The sequence below is a fragment of the Streptomyces sp. NPDC012827 genome, assembly GCF_042900905.1.
Classification (GTDB): Bacteria; Actinomycetota; Actinomycetes; order Streptomycetales; family Streptomycetaceae; genus Streptomyces; species Streptomyces gulbargensis.
This window is the reverse complement of the sequence record NZ_JBIBBY010000005.1, coordinates 316,148-328,722: the sequence shown is the minus strand read 5'-3', so window position 1 is coordinate 328,722 and position 12,575 is coordinate 316,148. Positions and strand designations below refer to the sequence as shown.

Sequence of the window (12,575 nt, the reverse complement as noted above, 5' to 3'; positions counted from 1 at the left end):
GGACAGCACCGTTCAGCATCTCGACCTCTGTGCACATACTCGAACCAGCCCCCTTCCGGAAGGCAGCCCATGCGCACGAGAACGCTGCTCCTCTCCCTGCTCCCGGCCCTCCTCGCCGTCCCGCTCCTCCCCTCCCCCGCCGCCGCGGCGACCGTCGACGTCTCGACCGCCGCCCAGCTCAGAACGGCGCTCACCAACGCGCGCCCCGGCACCACGATCCGCCTCGCGGACGGCACGTACACGGGGAATTTCAAGGCCACGACGCCCGGCACCGCCTCGGCACGGATCGTCCTCACCGGCTCCTCCCGGGCGGTGCTCACCGCCGGCGGCGGCTACGGGCTGCATCTCGACGGCGCCTCGTACTGGACGGTCGCCGGGATCACGGTCACCGGTGGCCAGAAGGGAATCATGACCGACGCGGCGGACGGGGTGGTGATCGACGGGGTCACCGTGCACGGCCTGGACATGGAGGGGGTGCACTTCCGCAACTCCAGCCGGAACGCGGTCCTGAAGAACTCGCGCATTTACGACACCGGGAACGACGGGCGCGGCATGGGCGAGGGGGTGTACGTCGGCAGTGCCAACACGCTCACCGACCGCAGCGACAACGCCCTGATCATCGACAACGTTGATCGGGCCGGACGTCGGCGGCGAGAGCGTCGACATCAAGGAGGGGACGACCGGGGCCCGGATCATCGGCAACACCTTCGACGGGCGCGGGCTGACCGGTGTCCATTACGACGACTCGTGGGTCGACGTGAAGGGCAACAACGTGCTGGTCGAGGGCAACCGCGGGGTGAACACGACCAACAACGGCTTCGAGACGCACAGCCAGCAGAGCGGCTGGGGATGCGGGACCGTCTTCCGCGACAACCACGCGGACCTGACGGGCGCCACCGGCCCGAAGCGGCTGGCGATCCACGTGACCCATCAGAGCGGCGGCTGCCGGACGACGGTGTACGCCTCCAACACGGTGACCGGCGGGTACGGGCTGACGAACATCGCCGTCACGCCCTGAGAACCGGTCCGGGGTCGCGTACCCCTGAGCACGAGACCCCGCCATGAGAACGACCGAGGCCCGCTCCCCCGGAGGGGAACGGGCCTCGGTGCGCTAGCTGCTAGCGCTGCTCAGCGGTGAGCCTGTTCAGCTCTGGCCGCCGGCCAGCTTCTCGCGCAGGGCGGCGAGAGCCTCGTCCGACGCCAGGGCGCCGGAGTTGTCGTCCGACTCCGAGGAGTAGGAGCCACCCGACACGCCCGCCGGGGCACCGGCCGGAGCGGCGGCGCCACCCTCGGCAGCGGCGGCCTCGTCGGCCTCGCGGGACTTGATGACCTGAGCCTGGTGCTGCTCGAAGCGAGCCTGCGCCTCGGCGTACTGGGTCTCCCAGGCTTCGCGCTGAGCCTCGTAGCCCTCGAGCCAGTCGTTGGTCTCGGGGTCGAAGCCCTCGGGGTAGATGTAGTTGCCCTGGTCGTCGTAGGACGCGGCCATGCCGTACAGGGTCGGGTCGAACTCGACCGAGGCCGGGTCGGCACCGAAGGACTCGTTGGCCTGCTTCAGCGAGAGGCTGATGCGACGGCGCTCGAGGTCGATGTCGATGACCTTGACGAAGATCTCGTCGTTGACCTGGACGACCTGCTCCGGGATCTCCACGTGGCGCTCGGCCAGCTCGGAGATGTGGACCAGACCCTCGATGCCCTCGTCCACGCGGACGAACGCACCGAAGGGAACCAGCTTGGTGACCTTGCCGGGAACGACCTGGCCGATCTGGTGCGTGCGGGCGAACTGCTGCCACGGGTCCTCCTGCGTCGCCTTCAGCGACAGGGAGACACGCTCGCGGTCCATGTCCACGTCGAGAACCTCGACGGTGACCTCCTGGCCGACCTCGACAACCTCGGACGGGTGGTCGATGTGCTTCCAGGACAGCTCGGAGACGTGGACCAGACCGTCGACGCCACCCAGGTCCACGAAGGCACCGAAGTTGACGATCGAGGACACGACGCCGGAACGGACCTGACCCTTCTGGAGGGTCGTCAGGAAGGTCTGGCGGACCTCGGACTGGGTCTGCTCCAGCCAGGCGCGGCGGGACAGGACCACGTTGTTGCGGTTCTTGTCCAGCTCGATGATCTTCGCCTCGAGCTCCTTGCCCACGTAGGGCTGGAGGTCGCGGACACGGCGCATCTCGACCAGGGAGGCCGGGAGGAAGCCGCGGAGGCCGATGTCGAGGATGAGACCACCCTTGACGACCTCGATGACGGTACCGGTGACGATGCCGTCCTCTTCCTTGATCTTCTCGATGGTGCCCCAGGCACGCTCGTACTGGGCGCGCTTCTTCGAGAGGATCAGGCGGCCTTCCTTGTCCTCCTTCTGGAGAACCAGGGCCTCGATCTCGTCGCCGACCTTGACGACCTCGTTCGGGTCGACGTCGTGCTTGATCGAGAGCTCGCGGCTCGGGATGACACCTTCGGTCTTGTAACCGATGTCGAGCAGGACCTCGTCCCGGTCGACCTTCACGATGACGCCGTCGACGATGTCGCCGTCGTTGAAGTACTTGATCGTCTCGTCGATCGCGGCGAGGAAGGCTTCCTCGTTACCGATGTCGTTGACCGCAACCTGCGGGGTGGTGGCGGTGGTCTCGGTGCTGCTCGTCATGTGGGAAAGGGCTCCGGTACGGACATTGAAGTCGTAGGTACTGCTACGCCGAGAGCCCGTATCGCAGCTGCAGAAGCCGGACAGCCAAAGAAGCGCGTCTCCGGGAACCGGAAGCGCCTCGAAAACCGAGGGGACATACAACAGATGCGAGCGCGGCCTGCTCCGTCTGAGGCGCGCAGGCCCGCAGCGCAACCTTTAGCATACGGGGGCGGCCGGACAGGGTCAATGTGCGAAGCGCGCAGCCGGGGCAGAACGCCGCATCCCGGGGCCACTTTCGTCCGCCCGCACGGCGTCGGCGGGTCCGCCGTACGGCGGTACTGAGCGCAAACTACATCGACGGGCGAGATGAACCAAGAGTACGAGCAGGAAGACCCGCACGGCACGGCCGAGGACGCGGCCGAGGCGACCCGGCGTGACGCCGGGGAGGCGGAGAGCAGCCGCGCGAGCCGGGGCTGGTGGGACCGGAACGCCGACGAGTACCAGAGCGAGCACGGCGCCTTCCTCGGTGACGACCGCTTCGTCTGGGGCCCCGAGGGGCTCGACGAGGCGGAGGCGCAGCTGCTCGGTCCTGCCGCCTCGCTGAAGGGGCGCGACGTCCTGGAGATCGGCGCGGGCGCCGCGCAGTGCTCGCGCTGGCTGGCGGCGCGGGGCGCCCGGCCGGTGGCGCTGGACCTCTCGCACCGGCAGCTCCAGCACGCCCTGCGGATCGGCGGGGACGTGCCGCTGGTGGAGGCGGACGCCGGGGCGCTGCCCTTCCGGGACGGTTCCTTCGACCTGGCGTGCTCGGCGTACGGCGCGGTGCCGTTCGTCGCCGATCCGGTCCGGGTCTTCCGCGAGGTGCGGCGGGTGCTGCGGCCGGGCGGGCGCTGGGTGTTCTCGGTGACGCATCCGATCCGCTGGGCGTTCCCCGACGAGCCGGGGCCGGAGGGCCTGTCGGTGTCGGCCTCGTACTTCGACCGGACGCCGTACGTGGAGCAGGACGAGGAGGGCCGGGCGGTGTACGTGGAGCACCACCGGACCCTCGGGGACCGGGTGCGCGACGTGGTGGCCGGCGGGTTCCGGCTGGTGGACCTGGTGGAGCCGGAGTGGCCGTCCTGGAACGGTCACGAGTGGGGCGGCTGGTCGCCGCTGCGCGGGAATCTGATCCCGGGCACGGCGATCTTCGTCTGCGAGCGGCTCGACGAGGAGTGACCGAGAAAGTCGGATGATCGGATCGAGGGCGGGGCCTGTGGACAGCGGGCTCCGCCCTTCCGCGTTCCCGTACGAGACTGAGTGCGTGATCCGAAACGACGCACTCGACCTGCTCCCCGTCCGTCATGCCGTGCCCGAGCTGCTGACCGCGCTCGAGGAGCGCGGCACGGCGGTGCTGCACGCGCCTCCGGGCACCGGCAAGACGACCCTGGTGCCCCTCGCGCTCGCGGGACTCATAGGGGACGGGCCGCGGCGGCGGGTGCTGGTGGCCGAGCCGCGCCGGATGGCGGTGCGGGCGGCGGCGCGGCGCATGGCGTGGCTGCTGGGCCAGGAGGTCGGGGAGGCCGTCGGGTTCTCGGTGCGCGGGGAGCGGCGGGCCGGGCCGGCGACCCGGGTGGAGGTGGTGACCACGGGCGTGCTCCTCCAGCGGCTCCAGCGGGACCCGGAGCTGGCGGGGGTGGACGTGGTGCTCCTCGACGAGTGCCACGAGCGCCATCTGGACGCGGACACGGCGATGGCGTTCCTGGTCGACGTGCGGGCGACGCTGCGCCCGGAGCTCGGGCTGATCGCGGCCTCGGCGACGAGCGACGCGGAGGCGTGGGCGCATCTCCTCACGGTGCAGGACGGGAGCGGCGGACCGGCGCCCGTGGTGCGGGCCCGGGGCCAGAGGCACGCCTCCGTCATCTCCTTCGTCCCCCCGCCCGCCGGCATCCGGCCCCCGCACGGGACGTGGGTGGACCCCGCCTTTCTGCGGCACGTGGCCGCGACGGTCCGGCTCGCACTGGGGCGGGGCGAGGGGGACCTGCTGTGCTTCCTGCCCGGCACGGGGGAGATCGCGCGGACGGCGGGGCTGCTCGCCGACGTGGACGCCGACGTGCTCCAGCTGCACGGGCGGGCACCGGCGGCGGTGCAGGACGCGGTGCTGCGCGGGCCGGAGCCGGGCGGCAGGCGGCGGGTGATCCTGTCGACCTCGGTGGCCGAGTCCAGCCTGACCGTGCCGGGGGTACGGATCGTCGTGGACTCCGGCCTGGTGCGCGAGCCGAGGACGGACCACGCGCGGGGGCTGGGCTCGCTGGCGACGGTGCCCGTGTCGGTCGCGGTGGCGACCCAGCGGACGGGCCGCGCGGGGCGTGAGGCGCCCGGCTCGGTGTACCGGTGCTGGTCGGCGATCGACGACGCCCGGCAGGTCCGCCACCCCTCCCCGGAGATCGCGGTCGCCGATCTGACGGGCTTCGCGCTGCAGGTGGCGTGCTGGGGCGATCCCTCGGCGGCCGGCCTCGCGCTGCTCGACGCGCCCCCGCCCGGGGCGATGGCGGCGGCGCGGGCGGTGCTGACGGCGATCGGCGCGGTGGACGCCGAGGGCCGGGCGACCGGGCGCGGTGTCCGGATGGCCCGGCTCGGACTGCCTCCCCGGCTGGCCCGCGCCCTCATGGACGCGGCTCCCGAGGTGGGCCTCCGGCGTGCGGCGGAGGTGGTGGCGCTGCTGAGCGAGGAGCCGCCCCGGGAGTACGGGGACGACCTGGCGGCGGCCTGGCGGGAGGCCCGGAGGGCCGGCGACGGGTACGGGGCGCGGTGGCGGGCGGAGGTCCGGCGCCTGGAGCGGTCGGCGGGCGAGGCGGGCGGCGGCGCGGCAGCCGTGGAGTCCGCGGGGGCGGGCGAGGACGCGGTGGCGGGCCTGGTGACCGCGCTGGCCTTTCCGGAGCGGGTGGCCCGGCGCCGTGAGCAGGACGGCTTCCTGATGGTGTCGGGGAGCGGGGCCCGGCTCCCGGAGGGCTCCCGGCTGGGCGCGGCGCCCTGGCTGGCGGTGGCGGTCGCGGACCGGACGGTGCGGGACGCGACGGCACGGGTGCGGCTGGCGGCCGTGCTGGACGAGGGGACGGCCCGCCGGGCCGCGGCACATCTGTGGAGCGAGGGTGAGGAGGTCCGCTGGGAGGACGGGGACGTGGTGGCGCGCGGGGTGGAGCGGCTGGGCGCCGTCGAGCTGACGGTCCGGCCGCTCGGGCGGACCGCCGGCGCCGGGCTCGTGCGGGAGGCGCTGCTCGACGGGCTGCGCCGTGAGGGGCTCGGGTTGCTGCGCTGGTCGCGGGAGGCGGTGGAGCTGCGCGAGCGGCTGGCGTTCCTGCGCGGCGCGGTGGGTGAGCCGTGGCCGGACGTGTCGGACGAGGCGCTGATCGAGCGGGCCGGGGAGTGGCTGGAGCCGGAGCTGTCCCGGGCGCGGCGCCGTGCCGATCTCGCACGGCTCGACGCGGGGGCGGCGCTGCGCACGCTGCTGCCGTGGGCGACGGGCGAGGCCGGCCGGCTGGACGAGCTGGCTCCGGAACGCATCGAGGTGCCGAGCGGTTCGCGGATACGCGTGGACTACTCCGGCGGGCGGCCGGTGCTCGCGGTGAAGCTCCAGGAGATGTTCGGCCTGGCGCGGACCCCGCGAGTGGCGGGGGTCCCGGTGCTCGTGCACCTCCTCTCCCCCGCCGGGCGCCCCGCCGCCGTGACCGCCGACCTGGCCTCGTTCTGGCACGAGGGCTACCGCTCGGTGCGCTCGGAGCTGCGCGGACGGTACCCGAAGCATCCCTGGCCCGAGGACCCCTCGACCGCGGAACCGACCCGGCACACGAACGCGCGGCTGAGGCGGGAGGGGTGAGACGGAGAGGTCGCCGCACGCGGGACCGCCCCCCGTCCCGGGGGACGAGGGGCGGCGCGGCCGGAGCGGGCGGCCGACCCGGGCGGGTCAGGGCGTGGGGGTCGGCGAGGAGGTGGCCGGCGAGGTGGTGCCGGTGCTTCCCGAGGGTGCCGGGGAGGCCGCCGACTCCTCCGGGGCCGGAGTCGGCGTGGGCGTCGGGGTCGGGGTGGGCGTGGGGGTCGGCGTCGGAGCGGGCGCGGTCACGGTGAGGGTGATCCGCTGCGTGCCGCCGCCGGGAGCGGTCAGCAGCAGGACGTACTCGCCCGCCTTGTCCCCCGCGAGGATCCCGGAGAGGGAGAGCAGCCCGTTGGCGTCCGTCTTGAGGACGCGGGTGCGCACCGGGTTGCCGGCGGCGTCCTTGGCGAAGTACGGGCCGTCGGCGCTCTGCGCCGTGCCGGTCGCGGAGGCCGTGATCACGGCGGTGACGGTGACCCCGGGCGCGAGGGCGCCCTTCTCGGTGGCCTTGACCTGGAGCCGCTGGGTGAAGGAGGTGCCGGCCGTGGCCGTGAGGGGGTCGCCCGCGAGGCGGACGAGGGCGTCCGCCTTCCGCACGGTGACCGTCGCGGTGAACTCGGCGGCGGGCAGGGCACGGCCGACGACGGTGGCGCGGACGGTGAACGTGCCGGTCGTCCCGCCCGCGCGGAGGGCGGGGGCGACGGCCACGCCGGACGCGCCGGTGGTGACGGTGGCGGTGGTGCCGCCTCCCGCGAAGCGGCTGTCGGTGGTCCCCGTGATCGAGAACCGGATGCTCACTCCGGCGACCGGGCGGCCGGCGGCGTCGATCGCCACGGCCTTGGGGGCGGTGGCGAAGACGCTCTCGGTGCGGGCCGTCAGGGTCGCGCCCGCCACGGCCTTGACCCGCGCGACCTCGGCCGGGCGGGCCGGGTCGCTGGTCGGCGGCTCGGCCGGGGTCGTCGGCGTCGGTCGGGTGGGCGTGGTGGGCCTCGCCGGGGTGGTCGGCCCGGTCGTCGGCGGTGTGGTCCTCGGCGGCGTGACCGGGGTGCCGGTGCCGGGCCGGGGGCTGCCGGTGCCGGGTGCCGGGTGGAGCGGCGCGGGAAGGAACGGCGTGCTGGGCGAGGGGCGGTGGCGCTGGTCGCGGCCGTCGCTGCGGTCGATCGGCAGGACGCCGGTGCCGTCCGGGACGGTGTGCGTGCCGCGCTTGTAGTACTCGAACCAGGAGAGGACCGTGTTCAGGTACTCGGTGGAGCGGTTGTAGCTGAGGACGGCCCGGTCGAGGTCGGCCTTGAGCGCCAGGTTCCGATCGTTCGCGCAGAGGTAGAGGCCGGCCGCCTGAGCGGCGTCGTAGATGTTGTTCGGGTCCTTCTTCCCGTCGCCGTTGGCGTCCTGGCCCCAGATGGCCCAGGTGGTCGGGATGAACTGCATGGGACCGACGGCACGGTCGTGGACGCGGTCGCCGTCGTAGGCGCCCCGGTCGGTGTCGCTGATGTCGGCGAATCCGACACCGTTGAGGGCGGGCCCGAGGATCGGCGCGAAGGTGGTGCCGTTGGGGTCGACGCGGCCGCCGCGGGCCTGGCCCGATTCGACCTTGCCGATGCCGGCGAGCAGTTGCCATGGCAGGTTGCAGCCGGGATCGGTCGCCCGTATGGACTGCTCGGCCCGCTTGTAGGCGGAGAGGACGGAGGCGGGTATGCCGGCCTCGGCCGGGCCGGTGACGACCGGCGGCAGCTTGGGGGTGACGCCCGGCTTGTTGGGCGTGTTCAGCGGCGGCAGGTCGGTGAAGTAGACGGAGTCGCCGGTGGCCGAGTCCTCACCGGGCGGCGCGGTGGTCTCCCCGGCGCCGATCGCGTGGTCACCGCCCGCGTTGTCCGTGGCGGGCGGCGCCAGTTCCGGTGCCTGCGACGCGGCGAGTGCCGCGACCGCCGCGGCGACCACCGCACCGCTCGTGGCGCTCCTCCTCAGCCGGCGGCCGAATTGCGCTGCCATCCCTGTGGTCCCCTCCCCGTCGACGCTTTCGCGCTCCCCGCGCGCAAACCTCCGGCGACTTTATGCCAACTCCGTACCGGCGGGTACCACACCCCTCCCGGGTTTCACGCTTTCGTCACCTCTCGGCCGCCCGGCACCGGGCCGGCGGAACCGGAAGGGCCGTCACCGCCCTCTTGGGGACCGGGCGTCCGCGCTCCTGGCCGAAGCGTCCGGCCGGAACAGCCGCGAACCCCGGCCGTCTCTGCCCTCGCACCGCACCGCCAAGGAGTCCCCGTTGCCGTTCACGCTGAGCCACGCCGCCGCCGTGCTGCCCGCGCTACGGCGGAACGGGGTCGCGCGCGGTCCGCTGGTCGCCTCCGCCCTCGTGACCGGCTCCTTCGCGCCCGACATGACCTACTTCGCGGCCACGGCGGTGCCCGAGGCGATGGTCTTCGGTGAGGTGACCCACTCCCCCGCCGGGATCGTCACGGTCGACGTGCTGATCGCGGCGGTCCTCGTCACGCTCTGGCTGGCGGTGCGCGAACCGCTCGTGGCACTCCTCCCCGAGCGGTGGCGCGGGCGGGTGTACGGGGCGGTGCGCGGCGCCGTCCGGCGGGAGCGCCGTCCGGCGGTGTTCGCGGCCTGGTTCGCCCTCTCCGCCGCGCTGGGCGCGACGACGCACGTGGTGTGGGACACCTTCACCCACGTCGACCGCTGGGGGACGCGGGCGATCCCCTTCCTCGGCGAGGTCGTGGCCGGGTTCCCCGTCTACACCTACGCCCAGTACGGGAGTTCGGCGCTGGCCCTCGGGGTGCTGGGCTGGTTCGCGGTGCGGGCCGTGCGGGAGGCGCCGGAGCTTCCGCTTCCGGCGGGGGTGCCGGTCCCGGGCCGGCGTGGACGGCTCCTCGCGCTCGGTCTGCTGGGCGGCTGTGTCCTGGCCGGGGTCGCCCACCGGGTTCTGCGCTGGGCGGCGTACTGGGGCTGGGACCGCATCGAGACACCGCTGGACGTCGTCCCGACCGCCTGTTTCGGTGCGGGCGCGGGGCTCGCCGTAGGACTGGTGCTGTACGGCCTGTACGGAACGGTGGTGCGGCTGCTGCGGCCCGCGCGGCCGGGCTCGGAGCGTACGGCGTCGTCCGCCGGCGGGGCGGCCCCACGGGAGGAGGTCCCGGTGGGCGGCGCGGAACATTCCGGTCCGGGAGCACGCTGACGTGCCGCACCCGGCGGAACGCCCGTGCGCGTGCACGGAACCGCCCGGCCCCGCGCCCTGAGCGGTCCGGTCCGCCTCCCCCGCACACGGAAAGGCCGCCGCGGGTGCGTACGGGGACGCCCGTACGCACCCGCGGCAGCCGGGTGTCAGTGCGCGGCGGAGTCCCAGTCGGGGCCGACGCCGACGGAGACGTCCAGCGGGGCGCGCAGGTCCGCCGCGGCGGACATCTGCTCGCGGACCAGGGCCTCGACCTGCTCGCGCTCGCCGGGCGCGATCTCCAGGACGATTTCGTCGTGGACCTGGAGGAGCATCCGGGAGGAGAGGCGCGCCTCGGTCAGCGCCCGGTCGACCCGCAGCATGGCGACCTTCACGATGTCGGCGGCCGTGCCCTGGATGGGGGCGTTGAGCGCCATCCGCTCGGCGGACTCGCGGCGCTGCCGGTTGTCGCTGTTGAGGTCGGGCAGGTAGCGGCGGCGGCCGAGCATGGTCTCGGTGTAGCCGGTGGCGCGGGCCTCGTCGACGACCCGGCGGAGGTAGTCGCGCACCCCGCCGAAGCGCTCGAAGTAGGTGTCCATGAGGCCGCGGGCCTCGCCCGGGTCGATGCCGAGCTGCTGGGAGAGGCCGAAGGCGGAGAGGCCGTAGGCCAGGCCGTACGACATGGCCTTGATCTTCCGGCGCATCTCGGCGTCGACGGCGGTCCGCTCCACGTTGAAGACCTGGGAGGCGACGGTGGTGTGCAGGTCCTCGCCGGAGGTGAAGGCCTCGATCAGGCCCTCGTCCTCGGAGAGGTGGGCCATGACCCGCAGCTCGATCTGGCTGTAGTCGGCGGTCATGAGGGCTTCGAAGCCCTCGCCGACGACGAAGCCGTGGCGGATGGCGCGGCCCTCGTCGGTGCGCACCGGCACGTTCTGCAGGTTGGGGTCGGTGGAGGAGAGACGGCCGGTGGCGGCGACGGTCTGGCTGAAGGTGGTATGGATCCGGCCGTCGGCGGCGATCGTCTTGATCAGGCCCTCGACGGTGGAGCGCAGCCGGGCCTGCTCGCGGTGGCGGAGCATGATCACGGGCAGTTCGTGCTCGGTCTGGGCGGCGAGCCAGGCGAGCGCGTCGGCGTCCGTCGTGTAGCCGGTCTTGGTCTTCTTGGTCTTCGGGAGGTTGAGCTCGCCGAAGAAGACCTCCTGGAGCTGCTTGGGCGAGCCGAGGTTGAACTCGTGGCCGACGGAGGCGTGGGCCTCCTTCACGGCCTGCTGGACGGCTCCGGCGAACTGCTGCTCCATGGCCTCCAGGTGCTCGCGGTCGGCGGCGATGCCGTGCCGCTCCAGGCGCGCGAGCAGGGCGGAGGTGGGCAGCTCGACCTCGTGGAGGAGGTCGCGGGCGCCGACCTCGGCGAGCTTCTCGTCGAAGGCGGCGGCCAGGTCGAGCACGGCACGGGCCTGGCTCATGAGCGCCTCGGCCTCGGCGGTGTCGTCGGCGCCGAAGGCGAGCTGTCCGTCCGCGGTGGCGGCCGGGGCCAGCTCACGGCCGAGGTACTCGACGGAGAGGGCGTCCAGGGCGAAGGAGCGGCGGCCGGGCTTGACCAGGTAGGCGGCGAGGGCGGTGTCCATGGTGACGCCGGCGACGGTCCAGCCGTGTTCGGGGAAGACCCGCATGGCGCTCTTGGCGTTGTGCAGCGCCTTGGGGCGGTCGGGGTCGGAGATCCACTCGGCCCAGGCCCGCTCGTCGGCCTCGTCGAGGGTGCTCGGGTCGAACCAGGCGGCCGCGCCGCCGGCGGCGGCGAGGGCGATCTCGGACACGTTGCCCGTGCCCAGGGCCCAGCTGTCGACGGTGGCGACGCCGAGGGGCTGGTCGCCGTGGGCGGCGAGCCACGGGGCCAGCTCGCCCGCGCCGAGGACGGTGAAGTCGAGGTCGAGGCCGGCGGCCGGCGCCGGGGCGGTCTCCTCCGCGGTGCCGGGGTCGACGGCGAGGAGCCGCTCGCGCAGCGAGGGGTTGCGGATCTCGAGGGTGTCGAGGACGAGGGCGACGGCCGTGCGGTCGTACGGCTCGCGGGCGAGGTCCGCCACGGTCCTCGGCAGCTCGACGTCCCGGACCATCTCGGTGAGGCGGCGGTTGAGCTTGACCGACTCCAGGTGGTCGCGGAAGTTCTGGCCGGCCTTGCCCTTGACCTCGTCGGCGCGCTCGACCAGCTCGGCGAAGGAGCCGAACTGGTTGATCCACTTGGCGGCGGTCTTCTCGCCGACGCCGGGGATGCCGGGGAGGTTGTCGGACGGGTCGCCGCGCAGGGCGGCGAAGTCCGGGTACTGGGAGGGGGAGAGTCCGTACTTCTCCTGGACCTTCTCCGGGGTGAAGCGGGTCAGCTCGGAGACGCCCTTGGTGGGGTAGAGCACGGTGGTGTGGTCGCTGACCAGCTGGAAGGAGTCGCGGTCGCCGGTGACGATGAGGACCTCGAAGCCCTCGGCCTCGGCCTGGGTGGCGAGGGTCGCGATGACGTCGTCGGCCTCGTACCCGTCGACGGCGAAGCGGGGGGCGCGCATGGCGTCGAGCAGCTCGCCGATCAGCTCGACCTGCCCCTTGAACTCGTCGGGGGTCTTCGAGCGGTTCGCCTTGTACTCGGGGAACTCCTCGGCGCGCCAGGTCTTGCGCGACACGTCGAACGCGACGGCGAAGTGCGTGGGCTCCTCGTCGCGCAGGGTGTTCGCCAGCATCGACGCGAATCCGTAGATCGCGTTCGTCGGCTGTCCCGTCGCGGTCGTGAAGTTCTCCGCGGGCAGTGCGAAGAACGCCCGGTACGCCAGCGAGTGCCCGTCCATGAGCATGAGCCGGGGGCGCTTCTCTTCGGTCTTCTCGGTCTTCTTCGATGCTGTCTCGGCCACGGGACGATCCTCCCACGGACCACTGACATTCCCGTCCAGCGCCCGGTGGGCCGCGGGCCG

The 12,575-nt window shown here is 73.4% G+C and carries 6 protein-coding genes and 1 pseudogene; 4 read left to right on the top strand and 3 right to left on the bottom strand.

What is annotated here, in order from left to right; translation table 11 throughout:
- Window positions 1-69 precede the first annotated feature (69 nt).
- Window positions 70-1,018 (top strand): annotated as a pseudogene (locus tag ACFY60_RS13775) (right-handed parallel beta-helix repeat-containing protein).
- Window positions 1,019-1,144: 126 nt separating this feature from the next.
- Here the strand turns inward: ACFY60_RS13775 and rpsA are convergent.
- Window positions 1,145-2,647, bottom strand: coding sequence for a 30S ribosomal protein S1 (gene rpsA / locus ACFY60_RS13770; RefSeq protein WP_030205288.1), 1,503 nt, complete (start codon window positions 2,645-2,647; stop codon window positions 1,145-1,147).
- A 345-nt stretch (window positions 2,648-2,992) separates the two neighbouring features.
- On the opposite strand from rpsA, the gene ACFY60_RS13765 reads away from it, so the two are divergent.
- Both ACFY60_RS13765 and hrpB read left to right on the top strand, forming a co-directional pair.
- Window positions 2,993-3,838: a class I SAM-dependent methyltransferase gene (locus tag ACFY60_RS13765; protein WP_388611445.1), complete on the top strand. Its 846-nt coding sequence runs from the start codon at window positions 2,993-2,995 to the stop codon at window positions 3,836-3,838.
- 85 nt (window positions 3,839-3,923) lie between these two features.
- Window positions 3,924-6,476 (top strand): ATP-dependent helicase HrpB, encoded by a 2,553-nt coding sequence (gene hrpB / locus ACFY60_RS13760; RefSeq protein ID WP_388611443.1) that lies wholly within the window; start codon window positions 3,924-3,926, stop codon window positions 6,474-6,476.
- 87 nt (window positions 6,477-6,563) lie between these two features.
- Here the strand turns inward: hrpB and ACFY60_RS13755 are convergent, their stop codons facing one another.
- The gene (locus ACFY60_RS13755; RefSeq protein ID WP_388611441.1) at window positions 6,564-8,459 is read right to left on the bottom strand and encodes a lytic transglycosylase domain-containing protein; all 1,896 of its coding nucleotides are present in this window, start codon (window positions 8,457-8,459) and stop codon (window positions 6,564-6,566) included.
- A 274-nt stretch (window positions 8,460-8,733) separates the two neighbouring features.
- Here ACFY60_RS13755 and ACFY60_RS13750 point away from each other — a divergent pair, with 274 nt between their 5' ends.
- Window positions 8,734-9,648 (top strand): DUF4184 family protein, encoded by a 915-nt coding sequence (locus ACFY60_RS13750; protein WP_388611439.1) that lies wholly within the window; start codon window positions 8,734-8,736, stop codon window positions 9,646-9,648.
- A gap of 146 nt (window positions 9,649-9,794) precedes the next feature.
- On the opposite strand, the gene polA is transcribed toward ACFY60_RS13750, so the two are convergent.
- The gene (gene polA / locus ACFY60_RS13745) at window positions 9,795-12,515 is read right to left on the bottom strand and encodes a DNA polymerase I (protein ID WP_388611438.1); all 2,721 of its coding nucleotides are present in this window, start codon (window positions 12,513-12,515) and stop codon (window positions 9,795-9,797) included.
- Window positions 12,516-12,575 lie beyond the last annotated feature (60 nt).